At 71.1% G+C, this 25,126-nt stretch carries 31 protein-coding genes; 14 read left to right on the plus strand and 17 right to left on the minus strand.

Going from position 1 to position 25,126, the window contains the following annotated elements:
• Positions 1-470: 470 nt before the first annotated feature.
• Together ACWEGE_RS20085 and ACWEGE_RS20090 are read left to right on the plus strand one after the other, a co-directional pair.
• Positions 471-971, plus strand: a complete 501-nt coding sequence (locus ACWEGE_RS20085) for an RNA polymerase sigma factor (RefSeq protein WP_449661951.1) — start codon at positions 471-473, stop codon at positions 969-971.
• Positions 968-1,945: a hypothetical protein gene (locus ACWEGE_RS20090; protein WP_449661952.1), complete on the plus strand. Its 978-nt coding sequence runs from the start codon at positions 968-970 to the stop codon at positions 1,943-1,945. Before ACWEGE_RS20085 ends, ACWEGE_RS20090 begins: the two co-directional genes overlap by 4 nt.
• On the opposite strand, the gene ACWEGE_RS20095 is transcribed toward ACWEGE_RS20090, so the two are convergent.
• Positions 1,935-2,873 carry a hypothetical protein gene (locus ACWEGE_RS20095; RefSeq protein ID WP_449661953.1) on the minus strand — a complete coding sequence of 313 codons (939 nt, stop codon included), beginning with the start codon at positions 2,871-2,873 and terminating at the stop codon, positions 1,935-1,937. The genes ACWEGE_RS20090 and ACWEGE_RS20095 overlap by 11 nt on opposite strands.
• A 141-nt stretch (positions 2,874-3,014) precedes the next feature.
• On the opposite strand from ACWEGE_RS20095, the gene ACWEGE_RS20100 reads away from it, so the two are divergent.
• On the plus strand, positions 3,015-3,401 hold the full coding sequence (locus tag ACWEGE_RS20100) for a PPOX class F420-dependent oxidoreductase (RefSeq protein WP_449661954.1): 387 nt from the start codon (positions 3,015-3,017) through the stop codon (positions 3,399-3,401).
• On the opposite strand, the gene ACWEGE_RS20105 is transcribed toward ACWEGE_RS20100, so the two are convergent.
• The 5 genes from ACWEGE_RS20105 to ACWEGE_RS20125 form a co-directional block, all read right to left on the minus strand.
• Positions 3,385-3,861, minus strand: a complete 477-nt coding sequence (locus ACWEGE_RS20105; RefSeq protein ID WP_449661955.1) for a GNAT family N-acetyltransferase — start codon at positions 3,859-3,861, stop codon at positions 3,385-3,387. The genes ACWEGE_RS20100 and ACWEGE_RS20105 overlap by 17 nt on opposite strands.
• Before the next feature lie 79 nt (positions 3,862-3,940).
• Positions 3,941-4,522 carry a TetR/AcrR family transcriptional regulator gene (locus ACWEGE_RS20110; protein ID WP_449661956.1) on the minus strand — a complete coding sequence of 194 codons (582 nt, stop codon included), beginning with the start codon at positions 4,520-4,522 and terminating at the stop codon, positions 3,941-3,943.
• 106 nt (positions 4,523-4,628) lie between these two features.
• The gene (priA, locus tag ACWEGE_RS20115; RefSeq protein WP_449661957.1) at positions 4,629-5,366 is read right to left on the minus strand and encodes a bifunctional 1-(5-phosphoribosyl)-5-((5-phosphoribosylamino)methylideneamino)imidazole-4-carboxamide isomerase/phosphoribosylanthranilate isomerase PriA; all 738 of its coding nucleotides are present in this window, start codon (positions 5,364-5,366) and stop codon (positions 4,629-4,631) included.
• Positions 5,367-5,402: 36 nt separating this feature from the next.
• Positions 5,403-6,020, minus strand: coding sequence for an imidazole glycerol phosphate synthase subunit HisH (gene hisH, locus ACWEGE_RS20120; protein ID WP_449662028.1), 618 nt, complete (start codon positions 6,018-6,020; stop codon positions 5,403-5,405).
• Between the two features lie 32 nt (positions 6,021-6,052).
• The gene (locus ACWEGE_RS20125) at positions 6,053-6,916 is read right to left on the minus strand and encodes a hypothetical protein (RefSeq protein ID WP_449661958.1); all 864 of its coding nucleotides are present in this window, start codon (positions 6,914-6,916) and stop codon (positions 6,053-6,055) included.
• Positions 6,917-7,085: 169 nt separating this feature from the next.
• On the opposite strand from ACWEGE_RS20125, the gene ACWEGE_RS20130 reads away from it, so the two are divergent.
• The 3 genes from ACWEGE_RS20130 to ACWEGE_RS20140 all read left to right on the plus strand — a co-directional run bounded on the left by ACWEGE_RS20130 (position 7,086) and on the right by ACWEGE_RS20140 (position 9,081).
• Entirely contained in the window at positions 7,086-7,262 is a 177-nt protein-coding gene (locus ACWEGE_RS20130) for a hypothetical protein (RefSeq protein WP_449661959.1), read from the plus strand.
• Between the two features lie 67 nt (positions 7,263-7,329).
• The gene (locus ACWEGE_RS20135) at positions 7,330-8,502 is read left to right on the plus strand and encodes an acyl-CoA dehydrogenase family protein (RefSeq protein ID WP_449661960.1); all 1,173 of its coding nucleotides are present in this window, start codon (positions 7,330-7,332) and stop codon (positions 8,500-8,502) included.
• Positions 8,503-8,538: 36 nt separating this feature from the next.
• On the plus strand, positions 8,539-9,081 hold the full coding sequence (locus ACWEGE_RS20140) for an NIPSNAP family protein (RefSeq protein WP_449661961.1): 543 nt from the start codon (positions 8,539-8,541) through the stop codon (positions 9,079-9,081).
• Here ACWEGE_RS20140 and ACWEGE_RS20145 read toward each other — a convergent pair.
• On the minus strand, positions 9,067-9,633 hold the full coding sequence (locus tag ACWEGE_RS20145; RefSeq protein ID WP_449661962.1) for an NUDIX hydrolase: 567 nt from the start codon (positions 9,631-9,633) through the stop codon (positions 9,067-9,069). The two genes, ACWEGE_RS20140 and ACWEGE_RS20145, sit on opposite strands and share 15 nt — an antisense overlap.
• Positions 9,634-9,743: 110 nt before the next feature.
• On the opposite strand from ACWEGE_RS20145, the gene ACWEGE_RS20150 reads away from it, so the two are divergent.
• Both ACWEGE_RS20150 and ACWEGE_RS20155 read left to right on the plus strand, forming a co-directional pair.
• Positions 9,744-9,968 carry a hypothetical protein gene (locus ACWEGE_RS20150; protein ID WP_449661963.1) on the plus strand — a complete coding sequence of 75 codons (225 nt, stop codon included), beginning with the start codon at positions 9,744-9,746 and terminating at the stop codon, positions 9,966-9,968.
• Entirely contained in the window at positions 9,965-11,083 is a 1,119-nt protein-coding gene (locus ACWEGE_RS20155; protein WP_449661964.1) for a hypothetical protein, read from the plus strand. Before ACWEGE_RS20150 ends, ACWEGE_RS20155 begins: the two co-directional genes overlap by 4 nt.
• On the opposite strand, the gene ACWEGE_RS20160 is transcribed toward ACWEGE_RS20155, so the two are convergent.
• Together ACWEGE_RS20160 and ACWEGE_RS20165 are read right to left on the minus strand one after the other, a co-directional pair.
• The gene (locus ACWEGE_RS20160) at positions 11,061-11,954 is read right to left on the minus strand and encodes a transketolase family protein (RefSeq protein ID WP_449661965.1); all 894 of its coding nucleotides are present in this window, start codon (positions 11,952-11,954) and stop codon (positions 11,061-11,063) included. The two genes, ACWEGE_RS20155 and ACWEGE_RS20160, sit on opposite strands and share 23 nt — an antisense overlap.
• Before the next feature lie 2 nt (positions 11,955-11,956).
• Positions 11,957-12,649 (minus strand): thiamine pyrophosphate-dependent enzyme, encoded by a 693-nt coding sequence (locus ACWEGE_RS20165; protein ID WP_449661966.1) that lies wholly within the window; start codon positions 12,647-12,649, stop codon positions 11,957-11,959.
• Positions 12,650-12,701: 52 nt separating this feature from the next.
• Between ACWEGE_RS20165 and soxR the strand changes: the two genes are divergently transcribed.
• Both soxR and ACWEGE_RS20175 read left to right on the plus strand, forming a co-directional pair.
• Positions 12,702-13,163, plus strand: coding sequence for a redox-sensitive transcriptional activator SoxR (gene soxR, locus ACWEGE_RS20170; RefSeq protein WP_449661967.1), 462 nt, complete (start codon positions 12,702-12,704; stop codon positions 13,161-13,163).
• A 34-nt stretch (positions 13,164-13,197) separates the two neighbouring features.
• Positions 13,198-13,731, plus strand: a complete 534-nt coding sequence (locus tag ACWEGE_RS20175; RefSeq protein ID WP_449661968.1) for an RNA 2'-phosphotransferase — start codon at positions 13,198-13,200, stop codon at positions 13,729-13,731.
• A 164-nt stretch (positions 13,732-13,895) separates the two neighbouring features.
• Here ACWEGE_RS20175 and ACWEGE_RS20180 read toward each other — a convergent pair whose 3' ends face one another.
• Complete coding sequence (locus ACWEGE_RS20180) at positions 13,896-14,489, minus strand: TetR/AcrR family transcriptional regulator (RefSeq protein WP_449661969.1); 594 nt, start codon at positions 14,487-14,489, stop codon at positions 13,896-13,898.
• A gap of 206 nt (positions 14,490-14,695) precedes the next feature.
• On the opposite strand from ACWEGE_RS20180, the gene ACWEGE_RS20185 reads away from it, so the two are divergent.
• Together ACWEGE_RS20185 and ACWEGE_RS20190 are read left to right on the plus strand one after the other, a co-directional pair.
• A complete protein-coding gene (locus ACWEGE_RS20185) occupies positions 14,696-16,870 on the plus strand; it encodes an MMPL family transporter (protein WP_449661970.1) in 2,175 nt (724 codons plus the stop codon).
• 230 nt (positions 16,871-17,100) lie between these two features.
• Positions 17,101-17,847: a transposase gene (locus ACWEGE_RS20190; protein WP_449661971.1), complete on the plus strand. Its 747-nt coding sequence runs from the start codon at positions 17,101-17,103 to the stop codon at positions 17,845-17,847.
• Here the strand turns inward: ACWEGE_RS20190 and ACWEGE_RS20195 are convergent.
• A complete protein-coding gene (locus ACWEGE_RS20195) occupies positions 17,831-18,859 on the minus strand; it encodes an epoxide hydrolase family protein (RefSeq protein ID WP_449661972.1) in 1,029 nt (342 codons plus the stop codon). The two genes, ACWEGE_RS20190 and ACWEGE_RS20195, sit on opposite strands and share 17 nt — an antisense overlap.
• A gap of 37 nt (positions 18,860-18,896) precedes the next feature.
• Here ACWEGE_RS20195 and ACWEGE_RS20200 point away from each other — a divergent pair, with 37 nt between their 5' ends.
• The gene (locus ACWEGE_RS20200; protein WP_449661973.1) at positions 18,897-19,457 is read left to right on the plus strand and encodes a helix-turn-helix domain-containing protein; all 561 of its coding nucleotides are present in this window, start codon (positions 18,897-18,899) and stop codon (positions 19,455-19,457) included.
• A gap of 4 nt (positions 19,458-19,461) precedes the next feature.
• Here the strand turns inward: ACWEGE_RS20200 and ACWEGE_RS20205 are convergent, their stop codons facing one another.
• The 4 genes from ACWEGE_RS20205 to hisD form a co-directional block, all read right to left on the minus strand.
• Positions 19,462-19,620, minus strand: coding sequence for a hypothetical protein (locus tag ACWEGE_RS20205; RefSeq protein ID WP_449661974.1), 159 nt, complete (start codon positions 19,618-19,620; stop codon positions 19,462-19,464).
• Between the two features lie 132 nt (positions 19,621-19,752).
• Positions 19,753-20,352 carry an imidazoleglycerol-phosphate dehydratase HisB gene (gene hisB / locus ACWEGE_RS20210; RefSeq protein WP_325152295.1) on the minus strand — a complete coding sequence of 200 codons (600 nt, stop codon included), beginning with the start codon at positions 20,350-20,352 and terminating at the stop codon, positions 19,753-19,755.
• A complete protein-coding gene (locus tag ACWEGE_RS20215) occupies positions 20,349-21,449 on the minus strand; it encodes a histidinol-phosphate transaminase (RefSeq protein ID WP_449661975.1) in 1,101 nt (366 codons plus the stop codon). The genes hisB and ACWEGE_RS20215 overlap by 4 nt, the downstream gene beginning before the upstream one ends.
• Positions 21,446-22,771, minus strand: a complete 1,326-nt coding sequence (gene hisD / locus ACWEGE_RS20220) for a histidinol dehydrogenase (protein WP_449661976.1) — start codon at positions 22,769-22,771, stop codon at positions 21,446-21,448. The genes ACWEGE_RS20215 and hisD overlap by 4 nt, the downstream gene beginning before the upstream one ends.
• 83 nt (positions 22,772-22,854) lie before the next feature.
• Between hisD and ACWEGE_RS20225 the strand changes: the two genes are divergently transcribed.
• Complete coding sequence (locus tag ACWEGE_RS20225) at positions 22,855-23,649, plus strand: carbon-nitrogen hydrolase family protein (protein ID WP_449661977.1); 795 nt, start codon at positions 22,855-22,857, stop codon at positions 23,647-23,649.
• A 148-nt stretch (positions 23,650-23,797) separates the two neighbouring features.
• On the opposite strand, the gene ACWEGE_RS20230 is transcribed toward ACWEGE_RS20225, so the two are convergent.
• Positions 23,798-24,427 (minus strand): response regulator, encoded by a 630-nt coding sequence (locus ACWEGE_RS20230; RefSeq protein WP_449661978.1) that lies wholly within the window; start codon positions 24,425-24,427, stop codon positions 23,798-23,800.
• On the minus strand, positions 24,424-25,119 hold the full coding sequence (locus tag ACWEGE_RS20235) for a response regulator transcription factor (RefSeq protein ID WP_235190866.1): 696 nt from the start codon (positions 25,117-25,119) through the stop codon (positions 24,424-24,426). Before ACWEGE_RS20235 ends, ACWEGE_RS20230 begins: the two co-directional genes overlap by 4 nt.
• Positions 25,120-25,126 lie beyond the last annotated feature (7 nt).

A 25,126-nucleotide genomic window follows, 5' to 3' on the forward strand; every position in this document is an offset into this window, starting at 1 on the left:
TACGTACTCCAAGCCGTCTTACAAGCCGACCACAGGACCGAGTGGGCCGGGGTTCTTGCCTACGATTGGCTCCTCGAGACTAACCTCAACCACCCGGCATGGAACCGCGTCCTGCAGGCGCTTCTCCGCGCGACGCCACGGGACAAAGCGGTACACGAGTTGGCCGCCCGGTGGCTGGAGGCACACCGTAGCCATCCAGCCCGTAGCCGTGTAGAGGCGCTGCTATCGCGCGCACGCCGCTTATGACGGGACTGCGGGGACCTCGGGCAAGCAGCTTCGCGTAGCGCACTTCAGCATAGTCCCCCGGCCGGCGGCCACGATCAGATGCAGGCCAATGACCTTCAGTGACGTCCCGCCGCGGGGGCGATCGGCGCGTCGGCTCGATGACCTCAGCACCCGACAAAAACTTCCACCCGCCGTGCAGCGGCACGGCCCCCTCGCGCGTCCACAGGGGTGACGAGAGGACGCGTGTGACCTTCGAAGACTTCGTGGCGGAGCGGCTGGACGGGCTGCTCCGCTACGCCACCGTCCTGACGAACGACCCGCACCTGGCGCAGGACGTCGTCCAGGACGTGCTCCTGCGCGCCCAGCAGCGGTGGGACGGCATCGCCGCGCCGCCGACCTACGTGCGGCGGATGATCACCAACGAGTACCTCTCGTGGCGGCGGCGGGCGGTGCGGCGGATGGTGTCCAGCAGCCACGACGTCCTCGACGCGCTCAGCCCACCCGAACCCGACCCGTCGGCCGCCTACGACGAGCGGGACGCCATGCTCGGCCTGCTCGCCACGCTGCCGCGCAAGCAGCGCGCGGCCGTCGTGCTGCGGTACTACGAGAACTACACCGACGCCGAGATCGCCGCGGTCCTGCGGTGCGGCGTCACCACCGTCCGCAGCCAGATCTCGCGGGCGCTGGCCGTCCTGCGCCAGGCCGGGTTGCCGCACACCACCGTCACCACCGGAGCCCCCGAATGACCCGCAGCGAGCACGAGACCGAGACGCTCATCCGGGACAGCCTGGACCGCCTCGCCGCCCGCGCCCCGGACGGTCACGCGGTGCGCGACGCGCTCGCCCGCGCCGGGCGGAAGCGACGGCCGGCGACCCGGCTGGCCCTGGTCGCCGCCGCGGTGGTCGTGGTGGTCGTCGGCGCCTTCTCCGGCATCCAGCTGCTGACCCGGCCGGACCTGACGCCCGCGGCGAACCGCCCGGTGCTCACCTACGAGCCGGGCTGGCTGCCCTCCGGCCTCACCGAACAGCACCGCGGCGGCGGTCCCGGGATCACGCCGCAGGTCCGGCGGTGGATGGCGGGCCAGGCCGCGGTGACGCTGCTGGCGTACTCGACCGCCGACCCCGAGTGGGCGCAGGCCCCGCTGAAGATCGCGTCGATCAAGGACCAGGTCCTGGTGCACGGCCGGGTGGCCATGGTCCGCGGCTCCGGCAGCACCGCGGAGCTCACCTGGCTGGCCGACGACTCGCACGTGCTCTGCGCGGCGGTCACCGGGATCCCGGACGCGCGTGCGGTCGCCCAGCGGATCGCCGACTCGGTCACCGTCGAGCCGGTCGGCGTCCGCGGCGAGCTGCGGTTCGGCCCGCTGCCGCCGGGGCTGGCCGAAGGGTCCACCGCGGTGCGGGGCACCGGCCCCGCCGACGCGACCACCGAGCTGACCGCGGTCGACCCGGCCCGGCCGTTGATCCCCCTCGTGTACGCGACCGCCGACCCGGGCGCCCCCGGCCTGTCCGGCGCCACGCCGGTGACCGTCCGCGGCGGCGAAGGCTTCTTCGTCGCGGCGCACGACGGGCGGGACGCGCTGGTCGCGGTCCGGCTGCCGTCGGGACGCTGGCTGCGGGTGTCGGGCGCCCGGCCCGAAGCCGAGCTGATCGCCATCGCGAACGGCGTCCAGCTCGACCCGGCGCCCGACTACCGCTGGCTGGGGCGGCCTACCAGTTGACCATCGGGAACCAGATGATCCCGAGCCTGCCCAGCACGCGGACGTCCCAGTAGAGCAGCGTGAACGTGCCGCCGACGAGCAGCGCCGCGCCGGTCACGGTCGCGATCCGCGCCGGCTTCGCGGCCAGCCAGCGCTGCACGCGCCCGCCCGTGGCGTAGGTCAGGATCAGGAACAGCACGGCCATGACGACGATGTTGCCGAGCGACTGCAGCGCGAACGCGGCGGCGCCGTAGAGGACGTTGTGCTGCTCGGCGGCGCTGCGGAACATGATCCGGAACAGCGGGTACGGCCGTCCGATGAGGAACCCGCCGATGAGCGCGCCCATCAGGACCAGCGGCGCGGCGGGGTGGCGGCGGGTGAAGCCCTCGAAGGGGTTGCGGAGGATGCCGAGGGCGATCAGGCCCATCAGCAGGAAGACCAGGCCGACGACGCCGAAGGCGACCATGGACTGGATGCTGCGCGGGGAGAGCCCGGTGGTCTTGGCGGTGTCGAACTGCGGCATGCGGGTGCCGACGAGCGCGACGATCACGCCGTAGCCGACCGACACGGTGAGCATGCCGGCGGCGATCCAGCCGAGCGGCTTGAGCGCGTTCCGCTTCGTGCCGGTCTGGTCGCCCACCAGCGGGGCGACGGCCCCGAACGCGGCGATGTTGCAGGCGGTGAAGGAGCCCGCGAGGCCGGAGACGAACGCGAAGAGCGTCCCGGCCAGGACGCCGCTGATCGGGGTGGCCTTGGCGTCGTGGCCGAGCAGGCCGTTCGCGACGTTGTCGCCGATCACGGAGTCGACGAAGGGCGCCGACCAGATGGCGGTCAGCACGAACCCGGCCACGATCGCGGCCACCGCGATCGCGGCCCGGCGTGCCGGATAGGGCCCGGCGCCGAAGAAGCCTGCTTGCGGGTGAACCGGAACTTGCTGCTTGACCGCCATCGATGCCCTCCAGTGTGCGGGGAATCCAGCACTTCGAAGCGTTGCAGCCGGACACGTTGAAACGCTTCGGCCGAGCGTGTGGGTTTTTGACACCGAAAGGCCTAGGCATTTTTCCCGCTGGTCACGGACTACGGTGGGCCCATGACCACCGAGACCGACCGCCTCGCCGCCGAGCGCTACGTCGTCCTGACCACGTTCCGGCGCGACGGGCGGGCCGTGCCGACCCCGATCTGGGTGGCCGGCCGCGACGGCGAGCTCGTGCTGTGGTCGGTGCGGGACACCGGCAAGGTCAAGCGCATCCGCAACGACGGCCGGGTCGAGGTCCAGGCCTGCGACGTGCGCGGGCGGAAGACGCACGGCGCGAAGGTCTCCGGTCGGGCCCGGCTGCTGGACGCCGCCGAGACCGAACAGGTCCGCCGGGCGATCGCCCGCAAGTACGGCGTCGTCGGGCGCGTCACGATGTTCTTCTCGAAGCTGCGCGGCCCGGCCGACCGGACGGTCGGCATCGCGGTCAAAGTGGACGGCTGAAGCTGCGGAACCCGCGCCGGAGGTAGTTCGGCAGGGCGTTCGGGTGATCGAGGGTCGAGGTGTGCAGCCAGACGCGCCGCGTCCCGGGCAGCGCCCACGCGTCGGCGACGACGAGGGTCAGCGCGAACCCGCCGAGTCCTTTCCCGACGAACTCCGGCACCAGGCCGAACGTGGTGATCTCGACGTCGTTCCCGGGCTGCGGCTCGAAATCCGCCGCGCCGGCGATTTCCCCGCGGTACTCGATGAGCCGGTATTCGCGGTGCGGCGCGGCGAGCCAGCTGTCCCATTCGGCGTCCCCGCGACCGGCGCTCGGCCAGCGGTACGGCGTCCCGATCCGGACGTGCAGCTCCCGGATCAGCGGCCCCGCCGCGACGGTCCGGAGCGCAACCCCCTCGACGAGCGGCGCAGGATTCAGCTGCCCGGCGGCGGTCATTTCCAGCTCGGTGACGATCTCCTCCACCCGCGGCAACCTACGACTCCGGGGGACCGCTGTCAGCCGCTTTTCGGGGTCAAGCGGCGACCCGCAGGAGGGCGCTCGATTACGCCGGCTGCCCGGCCAGCAGCCGCTCGACCAGCGCCGTGACGAGGTCGTGGCGCTGCTCGTCGGTGAACAGGTCCGGCAGCGTCAGCCGTTCCATGATCAGCCAGTTCAGCGCGAGCCAGAGCAGGACGACCATCGTGCCGTCGCCGGGCAGGCCGGACTTCTCGTGGTACCCGACGTTGAAGTCGACGTCCGCGCGGATCCGGCGGGTCAGCACGTCCCGCAGCTCCGGACGGCGGGTGGCTTCCAGCCGCAGTTCCAGCATGGCGAGGAACCCGGTCGGGAACGCGGCGACGCGGTCGACGAGTTCGTGCATCAGCGCGGTGACGCGGGCCCGGTCGCGCGGCCCGTCCAGACCGCCGGCGATGACCTCCTCGTCCACCAGCCGTTCGTAGACCCGCTCTCCCGCGTGCGTGAGGATTTCGTCGCGGCTGGAGAAGTAGTTGGAGGCCGTGCCGACCGGCACGCCGGCCTGCTGGTCGACGGCGCGGAAGGTCAGCCCGCGGGCCCCCTCGCCGGCCAGGACTTCGATCGCGGCGTCGAGCAGGGCCGCGCGCCGCTCGGGGTTGCGTCGCACCATGACGTGAGCTCCCGGAGTAGGACTTCAAGCAAAGTACTACAACCGGAGTGATTTTGCTTCGGCCGACGCTCCCGCGTCACCTCGAGGACCGCGGAGCCCTGCTCGGCTAGACCTTCGCGACCGCGGCGAGGGCCTCGGGCAGCGTGAACGCACCGGCGTAGAGCGCCTTGCCGACGATGGAACCCTCGACGCCGTCGGACGCCAGGCCCGCCAGCGCGACGAGGTCGGCCACGCTCGACACGCCGCCGGACGCGATCACCGGTGCGTCGGTGCGGGCGACGACGTCGCTCAGCAGCTCCAGGTTCGGGCCGCGCAGCGTGCCGTCCTTGCTGACGTCGGTGACGACGTAGCGGGACGCGCCGTCGCGGTCGAGGCGCTCCAGGACGTCCCAGAGGTCGCCGCCGTCGGAGGTCCAGCCGCGGGCCGAAAGCCGGTGGCCGGCCTCGGTGATCCGCACGTCGAGGCCGATCGCGACGCGGTCGCCGTACTCGCCGATGACCCGGGCCGTCCACTCCGGGTCCTCGAGCGCGGCGGTGCCGAGGTTGACCCGCCGCGCGCCGGTGGCCAGGGCGGCCTTCAGCGACGCGTCGTCGCGGATGCCGCCGGAGAGCTCGACCTGCACGTCGAGCCGCCCGACGACCTCGGCGAGCAGTTCCCGGTTGCTGCCCTTGCCGAAGGCGGCGTCGAGGTCGACCAGGTGGATCCACTCGGCGCCGTCGCGCTGCCAGGCCAGTGCGGCCTCCAGGGGGCTGCCATAGGAGGTCTCGGTGCCGGCCTCGCCCTGGACGAGTCGCACGGCCTGGCCATCGGCCACATCAACGGCGGGAAGGAGCGTGAAAGTCACGCGGGTAACTCTAGGGCGGCGACCCGGATCACCCGGTCAGAGGGTCGCCAGCCAGTTGCGCAGCAGCTGCGCGCCGGCGTCCCCGGACTTTTCCGGGTGGAACTGGGTGGCCCACAGCGGCCCGTTCTCGACCGCGGCGACGAAGTCCTCGCCGTGGTGGGCCCAGGTGACCTTGGGTTCCTGCCCGGGCAGGCCGTCGAGCTCCCACTTGCGCGCGGCGTAGGAGTGCACGAAGTAGAACCGCTCCTCCAGGTCGAGCCCGGCGAACAGCCGCGAGTCCGCGGGCGCGCGCACGGTGTTCCACCCCATGTGCGGCAGGACGTCGGCGTGCAGCCGGTCGACGACGCCGGGCCACTCGCCGGTGCCCTCGGTCTCCTCGCCGTGCTCGACGCCGCGGGAGAAGAGGATCTGCATGCCGACGCAGATGCCGAGCACCGGGCGCCCGCCGGCGAGCCGCTTGCCGATGATCCGGTGTCCCTGCACCTCCAGCAGCCCGGCCATGCAGGCGGAGTACGCACCGACACCGGGAACGACCAGGCCATCGGCTTCGACGGCGGCATGCGGGTCGGCGGTGACCTCGACATCGGCCCCGGCGCGCGCCACAGCGCGTTCGGCGGAGCGGAGGTTGCCGGAACCGTAGTCGAGGATCACCACACGAGACACGCCACCCAGCGTAGCCGTCGTGCTCAGCGGCGCTCGAAGGAATAGACGTCGGTCACGGTGTTGCAGGGCGACGGCGGCACGACCTCGACCCGCAGCACCCCGTCGTCGTAGTCGACGCCTTCCGGGGTGAACGTCCCCGTGCAGGTGCTGACCAGCGGGACCTGGCGGATTTCGTGCACGCGCGCGGTGACGTCGCGGCCGTTCAGCGGCCGGGCGAGGTCGACCTGCAGGAGCTGCAGGGTGGTCGGGTAGAGGTCGTTGTACGGATCGCTGGTCGCGCAGACCAGGCGCGTCGCCGAGACGAAGTCGCAGCCCTGGGCGCTGCGGATGGGGTGGTCGAGGTGGATGCGGGCGACGACCGGCAGGTCGCCGGCCGCTTTCGGGCCGCGGGGGTTGAGGAAGGGCGTCGGCGAGACGAAGAGGCGGTCGATCTCGCCGAGCGGGCCGGAGACGAGCCACTGCCCGTCGGGGGTGGCCGCGACCTGGGCGTTCGCGTTGGCGGCCGGCTCGTCCGGCTGCAGCGGGTGGACGAACTCCGTGGTCGTCCCGTCCGGCTTGGTGACCAGGTACATCTTCGTGGCGGGCGCCGGCGTGCGGGTGTCCTGGTAGACGTCGAAGACGTAGCCGCGCAGCGAGTCCGGGTCGCCGACGTGGCCCCAGCCCTCGTCCTTGAGCGGCTGCGGGATGGTGGCGCCGTTGCGGTAGACGATCTCGGGGGCGTGGCCGGGCAGCCGGAGGGTCGCCAGGCCCTCACCGCTGATCCGGTTCTCGGCGGTGGTGTGGCCGACCTGCTGCCAGCGGCTTCCGTGCGCGGCGGCGACGCCGGGCGCGGCGAGCAGGGTGGCCGCGGTGAGAGCGAGCAGGCTTGCCGTCCGTTTTGCGCGCATGTGCGCTCCTCGGGAGTTGAGGCCTTGGCGGCGGCGGAGCCATCCTGCCACAGAGGGCACGTTCGCCGGAAAAATCTTGAAGAGACCCGTTTGAGCGTCCCACCACCCGGGTATCACTCACCCGTTCGTGTGCGTTCAGCCGCCGCGACCGGACGCCAGGGAGGCGAAGATGGCCGAGGACGATCTGCTGTCCGAGATGCTGCACGCCTGGCGCGAAGACATCGAAAGCGTGCCGTTCCCGCAGTTCAGCGAGCTGCTGATCCCGCGCCAGCAGACCCGGCCGCGGTGCGTGCCGAGCGCGTCTGCCGCGCGCGTGACGAACGCCACGCGGAGAACAGACGCCTGACGGTGTTTTCCCGCGGGGGCTGTGGTTTCCTGCGGTGGCCGCATCGACGCGTCCCCCGGGAGCCCCCATGAGTCGCACGCCCGACCCGCACGACTTCCTCGACCTCGACGCCGGGCTCGCCGAGGAGGAACGCGCCATCCGCGACGCCGTCCGCGCGTACGCGAAGGACCACCTGCTGGACCACGTCGCCGACTGGTACGAAACGGGCGCGCTGCCCGCCGCGGAGCTGGCGAAGGGCTTCGGCTCCCTCGGCCTGCTCGGCATGCACCTGGAGGGCTACGGCTGCGCGGGCACCAGCGCCGTCGCGTACGGCATCGCGTGCCGTGAGCTCGAGGCCGTCGACTCGGGGCTGCGCAGCTTCGTCTCGGTGCAGGGGTCGCTGGCGATGTACGCGATCCACAAGTGGGGCAGCGAAGAGCACCGGCGGGAATGGCTGCCGCGGATGGCCACCGGCGACGCGCTGGGCTGCTTCGGACTGACCGAGCCGGACGCCGGCAGCGACCCGGGCTCGATGCGCACGCGCGCGGTGCGCGACGGCGGCGACTGGGTGCTTTCGGGCACGAAGATGTGGATCACCAACGGGACCGTCGCCGACGTCGCGGTCGTCTGGGCGCAGACCGACGACGGCATCCGCGGCTTCGTCGTCCCGACGTCGACGCCGGGCTTCACCGCGAACGAGGTCAAGCACAAGCTGTCGCTGCGGGCGTCGCTGACGGCGGAACTGGTGCTCGACGGCGTCCGGCTGCCGTCGTCGGCGGCGTTCCCCGAGGTCCGCGGGCTGCGCGGGCCGCTGTCGTGCCTGAACGAAGCCCGCTACGGGATCCTCTTCGGCGTCGTCGGCGCGGCGCGCGCGTGCTACGAAGCCGCGTTGGAGTACACGCTCTCGCGGTCGCAGTTCGGGAAGCCGCTCGCCGGGTTCCAGCTGACCCAGCGCAAGCTCGCCGACCTGGTCGTCGAGGTCAACCGCGCCGGGCTGGTGGCGCTGCAGATCGGGCGGCTGAAGGACGCGGGCGCGCTGCACCACAACCACGTCAGCTTCGGGAAGATGGCGAACGTCCGCTCGGCGCTGGAGGTGGCCCGCACGGCCCGGTCGATGCTGGGCGCCAACGGGATTTCCCTGGAGTACCCGGTGATGCGGCACATGGCGAACCTCGAGACGGTGCTGACGTACGAGGGCACCGAAGAGATGCACGCGCTGTCGCTCGGTCAGGCGGTCACGGGGCTGGCGGCGTTCCGCTGATCGTTTTTTGTCGGTGGTGGCCGCTAGCTTGCGGCCATGACGTTCTCCGAGTTCGAAGCCGTGGTGGAGCTGCGGCGGTACACCTTGCACCCCGGCCGGCGCGATGAGCTGATCGAGCTCTTCGAGCGCGAGTTCGTCGAGCCACAGGAGGCGGCGGGCGCGCACTTGTTCGGGCTGTTCCGCGCCCGGGCGGCCCCGGACGAGTTCGTGTGGCTGCGCGGTTTCCGTTCGATGGAGTCCCGCAAGGCGGCGCTCGAGCAGTTCTACTTCGGCCCGGTGTGGCAGGAGCACCGTTCGGCGGCGAACGCAACGATGATCGACTCCGACAACGTCCTGCTCCTGCGCCCGGTCCGGCGAGGCTTGGCCGCACCACCACCGGGCGCGGGCGTACACGTGACGGTGTCGGCGCCGGCTCCCCCGCCGGAGTCGGCGTTCGCGGCGTTCGAGACGGAGCCGTCGGAGAACACGTTCCCGCAGCTGCCGGTCCGCACGGACGGCCCGTTCTCGGTGCACTTCAGCCGGCGGCCATCGGAGTCGTCGTTCGAGCTCGTGCCGACTTCGCGGTCACTGATCCGGTGAGAGGAGTTCGATGAGCCCGGTGGGGTAGAGGATCTTGCGGCCGTCCCGGAAGTCGGCGAGGTCGACCCAGCGCGCGGTGCCGGGGTCGTCGAGGATCTTCATCTCGTCACGCCGGTAGAAGCGGTCATCGACGAACTCGGCGGCGAAGACGAAGGCGATCTCGTGCCCGGGCCGGTCTTGCCAGGTGAAGACGTTCTCGAGCACACCGAGCCGGTCCCCGACCTCGATCTCGGCGCCGAGCTCCTCGCCGAACTCGCGAACGAGGGCGTCTTTGCTGTGCTCGCCGAACTCGATCCCGCCCCCGAGCGGCCGGTGGAAGGTCTCACCTTTGACGTCGTCACGCGCTTCGAAGACGAGCAGAGAGTCCCCCCGCCGGATGACGGCGAGCGCGATGGGCCGGATCGATGACATGGCGGTCACGCTATCGACCCGAGCCTCCCGAAGCACGAGCCATCCGATACCGGCCACCACGATCACACCGAAAACCCCGGCGGCGAGCCAGGCCCACCCACCACCGAACACCCCGGCCACGGCAACGACCACGATCCCCACGAGAGGCACCACCCAGGGCGAAAACCCCATCCCCACCCCGTCCCACACACCTCGACTGGGCCTGAATGCTGGCCTAACATGGTCGGATCCTGGAGGGCGGGGTGAGGGCCATGAGCCTGCTGCGGCTGGTGTTCGGCGCCGCCCGGACCGCGCCCTTCGCCCGGTACGAAAATCCGAGCTACCGGCAACCCGGCGATCGTGAACGCGACCCCGAACCCGTCGACGACGACGAGCCGTGCCCACGGCCCGGCTGCAAGGGGCGCGTCAAACGGAACAACCACGGAGGCCGTAGCTGTTCGAAGTGCGGCTTCAATCCATCGGCGAAGTCTCGATGACTGCCGGGGCTTCACTAACCGATGCCGCCACGTCGGCCGGCACCCGGATCGGCCGCTACTTCGGGATCGTGGGAATGATCCCGTCCCTGTTCTTGGTGGTGTGGGGCGCCGTTTTGATCACGAGCAACTCCTGGCGCGGCCGCCCGGACTTGCATCGGCTGCACGAATCCTTGTCCGGGTGGACTCCAAGCAGCTACGCAGGAGCACTGCTGTGGATCTTGCCGGCGTCACTGATAGTCGGCCTGATCTTGAATCCGCTGCAGTTCGGGATGACTCGGCTTCTCGAAGGTTACTGGGGGAGCTCGGGGCCTGCTCGGCTGTTACTACGCTGGCGGATCGGCCGCCATCGCCGCCGGTTGGACCTGCTCGACGACCGGCGAAAGGCGCTTCGCCGTCGCCGGATCGCCGGACTCGACCGGCTCCTGGAAGACCTCTATGACGAAGACCCGCAGACTTGGGATGCCAGGACCAGGGAAACGCGCCGCAACGAGATCTTCGATTCTGCCGCAGGAGCGACCTTTGCGGGGTTACGAGCGGCCGAGGACGCGCTCTTCGGGATCATCCATTCCTATCCGGCCATAACCAGAACGATGCCTACGCGCGTGGGCAATGTGCTGCGTGGTGCCGAGGACCGCGTCGGCAAACAGTACGGGCTCGATGTCATCCTCACCGCTCAGCACTTCTCCCTCGTCGCCGAGCAGCGGCACCTGGACCACTTGCGAGACGCTCGTCAGCAGTTCGACATGACTGTGCGACTCTGCGTGGTCTTCATGGTTGCCACCATCATGACGTGCGCCTTCCTCGCGACTGATGGTCTGTGGCTGCTCGTGGCTCTTGTCCCGTATGCCCTCAGCTGGCTGGCTTACCGCGCCACAGCGGCATCCGCAGCCGACTACATGACCATTATGGCCACAGTCGTGGATCTCAATAGGTTCAAGCTGTACGAAAGCCTCCACACGGAAATACCGCGCAACAGCGTGGAGGAACGCCGGAACAACGAGAAACTCATGAAGCTGATAGAGCATGATCGTAAAGTCGTTGTCCGCTACAAGCACCCCGCCGCCGGTACCCCCAGCACCGGCGAAACCCCGCCTACTCCCCCAAAAACTCCCTGATCGACACCCCAAGAGACCCGGCATCCAGCCCGTGCGCCAGATCGTGGTCCCCGATCCCCCCGTACATCCGAACCTCCGCATCCCGCCGCACGCCCAAAGACCGCAACCGGTGCGGCACATCGGAAAGCGCCTCCGTCACCCAGAACGCCGACGTCCCCGCCAGATACGGCTCCACCAGCACCACCGACGCCGAAGACGCGAGCACCGCCGACCGCAACCCCGCCCCGTCGAACGGCCGGATCGTCGACGCATACAACACCGTCACGTCCAGACCCGCCGTCGCGCGCAGGACGCGGTCCAGCACCGGGCCCACCGCCACCACGACGCCGGACGAGCCGGAACGCAGCCGGGTGAAACCCACCCCCAGGTGCGGCGAAGCGTTCTCCTGCGCCGACAACCGCAGGTACACCCGGCCGTCCCCGGGGATCGACTCCAGCAGCAGCCGGTTGGCCTCGGCCGGGTGGCCCGGCACGTGGACCGTCCAGCCCGGCAGCGAGTCGATCAGTGCGACGTCGGCCGGGGACTGGTGCGTGCGTCCCGCCGTCGGCATGTCGTACGACGCTCCCCACGACACCAGGACGCCGCCCGCCTCCTGGTGCGAAAAGTCCAGCTTGATCTGCTCGAAAGCGCGCTCCACCAGGAACGACGGGAAGGTGTGCACGATCGGCCGAAGCCCCGCCAGCGCCAGGCCGGCGCCCGTGCTGACCAGCAGCTGCTCGCGGATCCCGACGTTGATCACCCGCTTCGGGTGCCGCCGCGCGGCGTCGGCGAGCTGGGCGGCCGAAATGTCGGCCAGCACGACCGCGACGTCCGGGTCGGCGTCGACGATCCGTTCGGTGGTGGCGAGGAACTCCTCCCGCATCGACAGCATCTTCAGCCCTTCGGTTCGACGACGGCCACCACGGCCAGCGGCCGGCCGGGGTGGGCGGTGGTGAACGCTTCGAACAGCGCGTCGTGATCACGGCCGGACACCGTGCGCGTCTCCCAGCCTTCGACGGCGAAGCGGCGGGCGATGCCGCCCGGCCAGCCGCGCGTCGACGACTGGTTGTCGACCACCACCGTGGTCAGGTTTTCGAGGCGCTCGCGCGCCGCGACGACGATCGCCTCGTGGTTCGAGCCTTCGTCCAGTTCGGCGTCGCCGACCAGCGTCACGACCTTCGCGCTCGTCAGGCCGCCGGCGCGCAGCCCGAGCGCGGTGCCGAACGCGATCGGCAGGCCGTGGCCGAGGGAGCCGCTGGAGATTTCGACGCCGGGGACGCGCTGCCGGTCGGGGTGGTGCCCGAGGCGCGACGCCGCGTCGGACCACGTTTCGAGCTCCGCTTCGGCGATGAAGCCTTTGGCGGCCAGCACGGCGTAGTACGCCATCGGCCCGTGCCCCTTGGACAGCAGGAACCGGTCGCGGCCGGGCTCGCGGAAGTTTTCGGGCGTGACGTCGAGCACGCGGTCGTAGAGCACCCACAGGACGTCCAAAGTGGACTCGGCCGCGGCGTGGTGCTTTTCGTCGCCGGTCATCAACGAGATCAGCCGGGGCAGATCGGCGTAACCCGGTTCGGTCGCAGTGGTCATGACCCGACCATGCAACCTCGACTAAACTCGAAGTCAAGGATAGCCTGACCTGGTGACCAGGCTCGCTGAACATCTCAGCATCGGACAAGTGGCGGAACGCAGCGGGGTTCCGCACACGGCACTGCGGTTCTACGAGGAGAAGGGGCTGATCAGTTCGGAGCGGTCGGCGGGCAACCAGCGCCGCTACGCGCGTTCGGTGCTGCGCCGGATCGCGTTCATCCGCGCCGCGCAACGGGTCGGGCTTTCGCTGGAGGACATCAGCGCGGCGCTGGCGACGCTGCCAGCGGACCACGCCCCAACCAAGGCGGACTGGGCCCGGCTCTCCCGCGACTGGCAGCACGAGCTCGACGCGCGCATCGACGCCCTGCAGCGGCTCCGCAACCGGCTCACCGGCTGCGTCGGCTGCGGTTGCCTGTCCCTGCGCAGCTGCGCGCTGTACAACAACGACGACGAGCTGTCCCGCTTCGGGCCGGGCGCGAGCAAGCTCCGACCGGCGGTCGAAGGCGGCATCTAAACCGCTTGCACGCGGGGAGGATGCTGGAAAGGCAATGAACGAAAAGGAACTGATCCGCATCTCGAAGCGGCTGTCGCGCCACCTGCGCCACGACCCGGCCGCCCTCGGCCTGACCCTCGCACCCGGTGGCTGGGCCCCGGTCGAAACCCTGCTGCGCGCGCTCTCGATCTCGCGTGCGCAACTCGACGAAGTGGTCGAGAAGAACAACAAGCGCCGCTTCGCCTTCGACGAATCGGGCACCCGCATCCGGGCGAGCCAGGGCCACAGCGTGGCGGTCGAGCTGGGCCTGCCGGACGCGACCCCGCCGGACGTGCTCTACCACGGCACGGTGGCGAAGTACCTCGACGCGATCTTCCGCGAAGGCCTGCGCCCGATGAACCGCCACGCGGTCCACCTGTCGGCAACGGTGGAAACGGCGAGAGCCGTCGGCGCCCGCCGAGGCAAGCCGCTGATCCTCCGGATCGACGCCGCGGCGATGACGGCGGCCGGGCACGCGTTCCAGGTGAGCGCCAACGGAGTCTGGCTGACGTCGGCGGTGCCGCCGGAGTACCTGTCACCGACCGGCTGACTTGCGCCCGGAAGTGCCGGGCCGGGCATCTCGCGTGACTGGGCGGGCATCTCGCGTGACTGGGCGGACATCACGCGCGGTCGGAGGCGGAACTCGCGTGACCGCGGCCGGATCTCGCGTGATTGAGCGGGCAACTCGCGTGATTGAGCGGGCATCTCGCGTGATCAGAGGGGCGACACGGCGCTGAGCGCTCGGCGGCGGGGGCGGCCCAGGAGGCGGCGGCCCACATCCAGGAGCTCCGCGCGCAGCTCTTCGTCACCGAGCCCGGCCAGGTCCGGGGAGCCGCCCGCCATGGCGATGCCCGTCAGGGCGACCAACGCGTTGACGCGGGTCGTCGTGTCCGGGTCCGGGCCCGACAGGATGCCCAGCAGTGCCTGGCCGAACCCCTCCGTGCCGCCGTGGGCGGACTTCTCGATCGCGCGGGCGATGCCCGGGTCGCTCGAAAACAGCGCCACCAGCGCCCGGTGGCGGATCACCAGGTCGACGAAACCCTCCAGCAGCAGGTCCACCTGCGCGCCCCGGCGCTTCTGCGCCGCCGCGCGGCGGACCAGTTCGTCCAGGTCGCGGACGCCCGGCTCGGCGACCGCCTCGGTGATCTCCGCCTTCGTCTTGAAGTGGTAGTACACAGCCGCCTTGGTGATGCCCAGCGCGTCGGCGATCATCTGCAGCGAAGTGCCCTCGACCCCGTGTTCGGTGAACAGGCGCAGCGCGGTCTGCAGCAGTCGGGTCCGGGTGTCCTCGGCCGGGCCGGCGGTCATTCTTCCTCCTCAGCGAGCCGTCGGAGCCTACGTCACGCCCTGTCGATCGGCAAACCGCGTTACTAGCCGAACGGCTAGGAAACCCCCTTGCTGTTCGACAAGTCACATACTTGCCGATCGGCTTGGGGTCTTCCTTGCCGATCGGCTAGCTTGGAAGAGACACTGTGGAGTGAACCAACCCCGTTCGGGCGAAACGGAGCTGACTCGTGGCGACCTTCCTGTACCGGCTCGGCCGGTTTTCCTTCCGGCGCAGAGCGCTGGTCGCGGCCGTCTGGGCGGCGGTCCTGGTGGCGCTGGGCCTGGGCGCGCTGACGCTCTCGAGCCAGCTGTCGAACTCGGTGACGATCCCCGGCACCGAGTCACAGCGGGCGGTCGACCAGCTGACCGAGAAGTTTCCGCAGGCCAACGCCGGTGGCGCCACCGCGCGGGTGGTCATCGAGGCCCCGGCCGGGACCACGGTGACCGACGCGAAGGGCAAGGCGGCCGTCGAAGCACTCGTCGGGCAGCTGAAGACGGCGCCGAAGGTCGCCGCGGTGGTGGACCCGTTCCAGGCCCGGTCCATCTCACCCGATCAGCACGTCGCCCTCGCCCAGGTTAGTTACGGAGCGAAAGCGTACGAACTGACCGACGAAGACCGCCAGGCGCTGCTGGACACCGCGAACGCCGCCCGCACGGCCGGGTTCACCGTCGAGTTCGGCGGCGACGCCGTGCAGGGCACGCCCGCCACCGGGGCCACCGAAGGCCTGGGTGTCGCGGTCGCCGCCGTCGTGCTGGTGATCACGTTCGGTTCGCTGCTCGCGGCCGGGATCCCGCTGCTGACCGCGCTGGTCGGCGTCGGCACCGGGATGGCGGGCATCTTCCTCGCCTCCGGGTTCCTCGAGCTGAACTCGAACACGCCGGTCCTGGCGCTGATGATCGGCCTGGCCGTCGGCATCGACTACGCGCTGTTCATCGTGTCGCGCTACCGGCACGAGCTGGGCATCGGTCGCGACCCCGAAGAAGCCGCCGGACGCGCCGCGGGCACCGCCGGCTCGGCCGTGGTGTTCGCCGGGCTCACCGTCATCATCGCGCTGGCCGGCCTCACCGTGATCGGCATCCCGTTCCTCGGGCAGATGGGCGTCGCCGCCGCCGTCACCGTCGCGGTCGCCGTGCTCATCGCCCTGACGCTGCTGCCCGCGATCCTCGGCTTCGCCGGCCCCCGGGTGGCCGGCGGCCGCATCCGGCTGCGTCGCAAGCCGGTCGAAACGACGCACGGCGAACGCTGGGCGCGGTTCGTCGACCGCCACCGGATCCCGGTGCTGCTGGTCGCGCTGGCCGGGATGGCCGTCGTCGCGCTGCCGGCGCTGAGCATGCAGCTCGGCCTGCCCAACGACAGCACGGCCGCGCCCGAGTCCACGCAGCGCAAGGCGTACGAGATCGCCAGCCGCAGCTTCGGCGAAGGCTCCAACGGGCCGCTGCTGGTCGTTGTCGACGTCTCCGCCAGCGCCAACCGCCAGGCGGCGCTGGGCCAGGCCGCGGCCGACATCCAGAAGCTCCCGGACGTCGCCGCCGTCACCCCGCCGCGGCTCAACCAGGCCGGTGACACGGCGTTGCTCACGGTGATCCCGAAGAGCGGCCCGAGCAGCGCGCAGACCGAGGACCTGGTGGCCGCGATCCGCGCCGAATCCGGCTCGCTGGACGCGAAGCTGGCGGTCACCGGCCAGACGGCGGCGAACATCGACGTCTCCGAGAAGCTGTCGGACGCGATGCTGCCGTACCTGGCGCTGATCGTCGGGCTGGCGTTCGTGCTGCTGATGCTGGTGTTCCGCTCGGTGGTGGTGCCGCTGAAGGCGACGATCGGCTTCCTCGGCTCGGTCGCGGCGACGTTCGGCGCGGTGGTCGCGGTGTTCCAGTGGGGCTGGCTCACGGACCTGCTGGGCGTCGAGTCGACCGGCCCGATCATGAGCATGCTGCCGATCCTGCTGATCGGCGTGCTGTTCGGGCTGGCGATGGACTACCAGGTGTTCCTGGTGACGCGGATGCGCGAGGAGCACGTCCACGGCGCGGAGCCGCAGGAAGCGATGGTCACCGGCTTCCGCCACGGCGCCCGGGTGGTGGTCGCGGCGGCCCTGATCATGATCAGCGTCTTCGCCGGCTTCATCCTGGCCGAGTCGTCGCTGATCCAGTCGATCGGCTTCGCGCTGGCGTTCGGCGTGCTGGTGGACGCGTTCGTGGTCCGCATGACCCTGGTCCCCGCGGTAATGTCACTGCTCGGCCGCGGCGCGTGGTGGCTGCCGAAGTGGCTGGACCGGATCCTGCCGGACGTGGACGTCGAGGGCGAGAAGCTGACGAAGCACCTCGACGAGCCCGAGGAGCGGGAACTGGTCGGCGCGAACCGCTGACCCTGGTTGTCCACAACCTTGCGGGGTTGTGGACAACCAGGCTTCGGCCAGGGGTTTCGTCGGCCCCTACCGGTAGACTGGACGTGGGACGCCCCCTTTGGGAGGGCAGGGTTCCGGCAAAGTCGTGTTGGTGCAGACAGGCACAGCTCTCGATGGTGATCATGTGGTTGTCGAAGCCCATGATCTGTGAGAGAGCCGTCCCTGCTGTTGCATCTTGTCCCGTCCCTGCCGTGTTGCCCCGACTGGCCAGCGCCGACCTTGATCAAGTAGCTGATCTGCGCGATTACCTGGCCCTGGTGCCTGATCCGCGCAAGCGGCGCGGGGTGCGGCATCTGCTGGGATCCGTCCTGGCGCAGGCCGCGGCCGTGGTCGCGGCCGGGGCCCAGTCGTTCACCGCGATCGGGGAATGGGCCGCCGACGCACCACAGCAGGTGCCGGCCCGCCTCGGCGCCCGATTAGATCCCCGCCGCGACCGGCACATTCCCCCGGACGAGACCACCATCCGGCGAGTGCTCTATGACATCGACGGCGACGACCTCGGCTTCCCCGCCACCACCCAGGTCTTCCAGACCGCCCGCCACCGCACCGACCGCACCACCGGAAGACGCGAAACCCACACCGGCTACGGCATCACCAGCCTGCCCTCAGACACCAGCCCAGCCGCCATCGCCACCCACCTACGCCGACACCGGGAAATCGAGAACCGGCTGCACTGGGTCCGCGACACCACCTACAACGAAGACCACTCCCCCGTCCGCACCCGCACCGGACCCCGCGCCATGGCCACCCTGCGCAACCTCGCCATCAGCGCCCTCCGCACAGAAGACCACAACAGCATCGCCACAGCCCTCCGCCACCTGGCCCGCAACCCCACCCAACCACTCACACTCCTCGGAACCACCCCCATGACCAGCACAAACAACTTTGCCGGAACCCTGCCCGGAGAGGGTGGGGGCAGGCTCAGCCGCCCAGCTTGATCGCGAGGCGTACGTCACCGGCATACGCCTCCGGCTGTTCCCAAGCCGCGAAGTGCCCTCCGGCCGGGTGCTCCACATACTCACGCACGTTCACGAACGCCTCCGCGTAGCTCCGCGGCTCCGGTTTGGTGTCACGCGGGAACACCGACAGCACCGTCGGCGCGCCCACCCACGCAGGGAGGACCGCCGGCTCGGTGTAGGTGGCGAACGACGTTCCGATCGCGCCGGTGACCCAGTACGCCGTGATCCAGGTGAGCAGTTCGTCAGTCGTGAAGGCCCCCTCGTCGGACCAGGACTCGAGTTTCTCGGCGATCCACGCCGCCAGGCCGGCGGGTGAGTCGCCGAGGGCGACGGCGAGCGTGTTCGGCTTCGTCGACTGCTCGGCGATGTACCCGCCCTCCGCCCGGAACCACTGCGCCGCCCGGGCGAGGTAAGCCGCCGCGTCCGGGGCGAGCTTCGCCGGGTCCGCCGTGAGCGCGTGCTGCGGGGCGATGTTCGTCAGGTGCAGTGCGGCCACCCGGTCGGGGTGTTCCGCCGCGAGGATTTCCGCGACGGTGCCGCCGACATCGCCGCCGGACAGCGTGTACCGGGCGTAACCGAGCTCGGCGAGGGCGTCCGCCACGACGCCGGCGATGCGGGCGGCCGACATCCCGGGCGTGGTGAGCGGAGCCGCGAACGGGAAGCCCGGCAGCGCGGGCACCACCACATGCACGTCCGCGAGCAGCGGCAGCACGCGCTCGAACCGCAGCACCGAGTCCGGCCAGCCGTGCAGCAGCACGACGACCGGCGCGTCCGGATCCGCGGCCCGCTGGTGGATGACCCGCAGGTCCCGCACCGTCACCCAAGGGAACGCGGCGATGCGGCGCTCGTGCACGGCCCAGTCGTATCCGTCCGCCCAGCGTTCGAGGAGCGCGTCGAGACGGCTGCCGCCGATGCCGCGCGTGCGGTCTTCGCTCCACGGGGTCGTGACCCGCCGCGTCCGCCGGAGCCGGTCGCTTGTCTCGTCGTCCATGTGTATCAGCGTACACATGATGTGTATGCTCGTACACATGACTTCGCGCGACGCCGCCGCGACCCGGCAGCGGATCCTCGAGCACGCCCGGCGCCAGTTCGCCCGGCACGGCTACACGGCGGTCACGGTCAAAGGCGTGGCCGACGCCGCGGGCGTGTCACCCAACCTCATCACGCGGTACTTCGGCGGCAAGGACGGCCTGTTCCTGGCCGCGACCCGCGTGGAGATCCCCGTCGCGGACTCCTTCGACGGCGACCGCGCCACGCTCGGGGCCCGCCTCGCGGCGAACATCGTCCGGCGCTGGTTCGGTGCCCCGGGGGAGGACCCGCTGCTGGTGCTGCACCGCGCGTCCGGCGAGCGCCCGGAGGCGGCGGAGGCGCTGGCCGCGTTCCTCGACACGAACTCGCTGGAACCGCTACACCGCTACCTGCGCGACAGCGGCCTCGACGACGCGGACGCCCGCGGGCGGGCCGCCGCGATCGACGCCTTCGTGCTCGGCGTCTCGACGCGCCGCCGGGTGCTGCGTTCCGAGCTCGGCGATCCCGCGGAACTCGAGGCGTGGCTGGGCGCCACCATCCAGCGCCTGGCCGACGAGTGAGCGGCTAGCTCGAGAACCAGAAGATCGCGCCGCCGATGGCCAGGACGGCCGCGATACCCAGGACCACGGCCAGGAACTTGGCCGTCTTCCAGGTCGACCAGACCCCGCCCACCAGGAAACCGCCGAGGGCGAGCAGGAGCACGCCGACCACACCACTGTTCACGCCGGTTAGCGTGCCACACGGCCCTGGAACCGGTCGTGCTGGGCAGGGCCGCTGCGGGAGCGCACCTCGGCCGAGCGGGCGGCCGCGGTCCGCGAGGGACCGATCGACGTCACCGCGCCCGCGTGGTTTGGCTCAGAGCACGCCCTTCGTCGACGGGATGCCGCCCGCGCGCGGGTCCGGCTCCGTCGCCGCGCGCAGGGCGCGCGCCACCGCCTTGTACTCCGCCTCCGCGATGTGGTGCGGGTCGCGGCCGTGGATCACCCGGACGTGCAGCGCGATCTGGGCGTGGAACGCCAGCGAGTCGAACACGTGCCGGGTCAGCACGAACGGGTAGTTGCCGCCGATCGTGAACGTGTTGAACTGCTCCGGCTCGCCCACGTGCACGCAGTACGGGCGGCCCGAGACGTCGATCGCCGCGTGGGCCAGCGTTTCGTCCATCGGGATCCAGGCGTCGCCGAAGCGGCGGATGCCGCTCTTGTCGCCCAGGGCCTGGCGGATCGCCTGGCCCAGCACGATCGCCGTGTCCTCGACCGTGTGGTGGGCGTCGATGTGGACGTCGCCGGTGGCCTCGACCTTGAGGTCCAGCGAACCGTGGACGCCGAACGCCGTCAGCATGTGGTCGTAGAACGGGACGCCGGTCGAGATCTCGACCTCGCCCGTCCCGTCGAGGTCCAGCTGGACGGCGATCGAGGACTCCTTGGTGGTCCGTTCGACCTTGCCGATGCGGGTCATCGCGAGACCTCCTTGCTCGCCTCGAGGAAGGCGTCGTTCTCTTCCGGGGTGCCGATGCTCACGCGCAGGTGCCCGGGGATGCCGGGGTCGCGGATCAGCACCCCGCGGTCCAGATAGGACTGCCAGGCCGCGTGCGGATCACTGAACCGTCCGAAGAGGACGAAGTTCGAGTCGCTCGGCACCGGGTCGTAACCCAGTCCGGCCAGGGCTTCCACGACGCGGTCGCGCTCCGCCGCCAGCTTGTGCACGCTGGCCAAAGTGGCGTCCGCGTGCCGCAGCGCCGCCCGCGCCGCCGCCTGCGTCAGCCGCGAAAGGTGGTACGGCAGGCGCACCAGCTGCAGCGCGTCGACCACCGCCGGCGCCGCCGCCAGGTAGCCGAGCCGCCCGCCCGCGAAGGCGAACGCCTTGCTCATCGTGCGCGACACGATCAACGAAGCCGGGTAGTCCGCCAGCAGCGAGACCGCGCTCGGCTGCGACGAAAACTCCGCGTACGCCTCGTCGACGACGACGATCCCGGTGGCCGCGTCCAGCACCGCACGCAGCTCGTCGAGCGGGATCGACCCGCCGGTCGGGTTGTTGGGGCTCGTGACGAACACGATGTCCGGCCGCCGGGACGCGATGACCGCGGCCGCCGCGGCCGTGTCGAGCGTGAAGTCGTCCCGGCGCGGCGCCGGCACCCACTCGGTGCGCGTGCCCGAGGCGATGATCGGGTGCATCGAGTACGACGGCTCGAAGCCGAGCGCGCTGCGCCCGGGCCCGCCGAACGCCTGCAGGATCTGCTGCAGCACCTCGTTGGACCCGTTCGCGGCCCAGACGTTCGCCTCCGACAGCACCACCCGCGTCGACACGCTCAGGTAGTCGGCCAGGTCCTGCCGCAGCGCCACCGCGTCCCGGTCCGGGTAGCGGTGCAGCTCGGCCGCCTCGAGCCGGACCGCCTCGGCGACGTCCGCGACCAGCTCGGGCGGCGGCGGGTACGGGTTCTCGTTCGTGTTGAGCCGGACCGGGACGTCCAGCTGCGGCGCCCCGTAGGGCGACTTGCCGCGCAGGTCCTCGCGCAGCGGCAGCTGGTCCAGGGTGACCTCTTCGCCGATCGTCATCGGAGCGACCCCCCGAAACGGGCGGCGACGGCCTCGCCGTGCGCGGGCAGGTCCTCGGCGTCGGCCAGCGCGACGACCCGGCCGGCGACCTCGCGCAGCGCGTCCTCGGTGTAGTCCACGACGTGGATGCCCTTGAGGAAGCTCTGCACGGACAGGCCCGAGGAGTGGCGGGCGAACCCGCCGGTGGGCAGCACGTGGTTGGACCCCGCGCAGTAGTCGCCGAGCGAAACCGGGGCGTACGCGCCGACGAAGATCGCGCCCGCGTTGCGGACCCGGGCCGCGACCGAACGCGCGTCCGCCGTCTGGATCTCCAGGTGCTCGGCGGCGTAGGCGTCGACGACGCGCAGGCCGTCGTCCACAGTGGACACCAGAATGATGCCGGACTGCTTGCCCGCCAGCGCTTCCGCAACGCGTTCGGTGTGCTTGGTCGCGGCGACGCGGTTCACCAGCTCCTTGTCGACGGCGTCGGCCAGCTCGACGGACGTCGTGACCAGCACGCTCGCGGCCAGCGGGTCGTGCTCGGCCTGGCTGATCAGGTCGGCGGCGACGTGCACCGGGTCCGCCGTCTCGTCGGCCAGGATGGCGATCTCGGTCGGCCCGGCTTCGGAGTCGATGCCGATCAGGCCGCGCAGCAGCCGCTTGGCCGCGGTGAGGTAGATGTTGCCGGGGCCGGTGACGATGTCGACCGGGGCCAGCTCGCCGCCGTCGGTGTCCGTGCCGCCGTACGCCAGCAGCGCGACGGCCTGCGCGCCGCCGGCCGCCCACACCTCGTCGACGCCGAGGAGCTCGGCCGCGGCGAGGATGGTCGGGTGCGGCAGGCCGCCGAACGCCGCCTGCGGCGGCGAGCAGACGACCAGCGAGCCGACGCCGGCGATCTGCGCCGGGACGACGTTCATCACCACGGTCGACGGGTACACGGCCAGCCCGCCCGGCGCGTACAGCCCGACGCGCTCGACCGGCACCCACTTCTCGGTGACCGTGCCGCCGTCGACGACGGTGGTCGTGACGTCGGTGCGGCGCTGCTCGGCGTGCACCTTCCGGGCCCGGGCGATGGACTCCTCCAGCGCCGCGCGCACGGCCGGGTCCAGCTGCTCCAGAGCCTGCGTCAGCGCCGCCCGCGGCACCCGCACGGACGTGGGCCGGACCTTGTCGAACTTCTCGGTGTACTCGAGGACGGCTTCGACACCGCGGTCGCGGACCGCCTCGACCACCGGGCGCACGTGATGCAGCGCCGCGTCCACGTCGTATTCGGCGCGTGGGAGCGTGGCGCGCAGTTCGGCGGCGGTCGGGACCTGCCCGCGCAGGTCGGTGCGGTTCAACATGCCCCCAGGGTACGAGGTCACGCCCAGCGCCTTTTCAGCGATACTCCCCGGTGACGGCCGATCCCAGCATGCAGGAGGCAGCGGTGGCGCGAATCGCGTTGTGCCAGGTCAACTCGGGTGACGATCCGGAGGCGAACCTGAAACTCGTTCGCTCCGGCGTGGAGGCCGCGGCGGCGGACGGCGCGCGGATCGTCGTGTTCCCCGAAGCCACCATGGCCCGGTTCGGGCGGCCGCTCGAACCGGTCGCGGAGCCGCTGGACGGCCCGTGGGCCTCGGCGGTGGCCGCGGTGGCCGCCGAGCACGACGTGGTCGTCGTCGCCGGGATGTTCACCCCCGCCGACGGGGAGCGGGTGCACAACACGCTGCTGGTCACCGGCGCCGGGCACCACCTCGGCTACGACAAGATCCACCTCTACGACGCGTTCGGCTTCGCCGAGTCCGACACGGTCGCGCCCGGTTCCACGGCAACCACGTTCGAGCTGGACGGCGTCGTCTACGGCGTCGCGACCTGCTACGACGTCCGGTTCCCGGAGCTGTTCCGCGCGCTGGCCGACGACGGCGCCGATGTCGTGCTGCTGCCGGCGTCGTGGGGCGCGGGCGAGGGCAAGCGCGAGCAGTGGGAGGTCCTGGTGCGGGCGCGGGCGCTGGACTCGGGCTGCTGGGTGCTGGCCTGCGGCCAGGCCGACCCCGCGGCGACGGGCGTCACGGTCAACCCGAAGGCGCCGACGGGGATCGGGTACTCACTGGCCGCCGACGGCTTCGGCCGGGTGACCGCCCAGGCCGCGGCGGCGCCGGAGACGCTGCTGGTCGACGTCGACCCGGGCGTGTCGGCCAAGGCCCGTGCGGCGACCGGGGCCCTGGCCAACCGGCGGCTCTGAACCCGGAACCCGCGTGATCCGGCCCGGATCCCGCGTGATTGAGGCCGGATCTCGCGTGATTGAAGCCGTAACTCGCGAGTTGCGGCCCCGATCACGCGAGATCCGGCACCAGTCACGCGGGTGACGGGTTCGATCACGTGGGTTACGACTAGCGGAGGAGGCCCTCGCGGATGGCGACCCGGACGAAGCCCGCGCGTCGCCGTTCGCCGGTCTTGTCGCGGATGCGGTCCAGGTAGGAGCGGACCGTGCGGACGCTGATGTTGAGGATCTCCGCCACGTCGACGTCCCGCTCCCCCGCCGCCACCAGGCGCAGCACCTGCTTCTCCCGCTCCGACAGCACGATCTTGGGCCCCGCGTGGCGCTCTTCGCTGTCCTGGATGATCATCCCGGCCAGCGTCGGCGACACGTACGCGTTGTCGTCGGCGATCGTGCGGATCGCGCGCAGGAGCTCGTCGCTGTCGACGTCCTTGGACAGGAAGCCCTTCGCGCCCGCCTGCATCGCCCCCAGCACCTCCGGCTGCTCCGCGTGCGCGGACACCACCAGCACCTTGTGCCCCATCTGCCCCACTTCCAGGACCGCGGCCGCGTCCTGGACACCACGGAGCTTCAGATCCAGCACGACGACGCTGCCCGACGGCTGGTCCTGGACCGCGAACCGGGCCACCGAATCCGCCACCGCGCCGAGCTCGATGTCCGGGGCTTCGGTCAGCACGCGGGTCAGCGCGTACCGGTAGAGCGGATGGTCCTCGATCACGCCGACGGAGATGCGCCCGCTCATTTGCGGCCGCCGCGCCGCGGACCGGCTTCACCGATCAGGCCCCGCCGGATGGCCTCCTTGACCAGCCCGGGCCGCCGGCGCTCGCCCGTCTTGTCGCGGATGCGGTCCAGGTAGCCGCGGACCGTGCGGACGCCGATGCCGAGGATCAGCGCGATGTCGACGTCCCGCTCCCCCGCCGCCACCAGCCGCAGCACCTGCTCCTCGCGCGGGGACAGCTCAGCCTCGGCCGACACGGCGGGCCGGTCGGCGTTGTCCTTCATGATCATCCCGGCGACCACCGCCGAGACGTACGCGCCGCCGCCGGCGACCGTCTTGATCGCGATCAGCAGCTCGTCGGCGTCGACGTCCTTCGACAGGAACCCGCGCGCCCCCGCCGCGATCGCCCCGAGCACGACTTCCGGTTCCGCCTGCGCGGAGACCACGAGCACGTGGTGCCCGAGCTCGCACACCTCCAGCACCGCCGCCGCCCCCGCGACGCCCGGCAGGCCCAGGTCGAGCAGGACCACGCTGCCCGGCGGCTGCCGGTGCACGTGGAACCGGGCGACCGAATCGACGACCGCACCGAGCTCGACGAAGTCGGCTTCGGCCAGCACACGTTCGACGGAGACGCGGTACAGCGGGTGGTCTTCGATGACCGCGACCCGGACCCGCCCCTGGTCCAGTTCACCCTCGGTCGGACGCTCTTCTGTCATGTGCACG

The sequence above is a fragment of the Amycolatopsis sp. NPDC004747 genome (assembly GCF_053601335.1).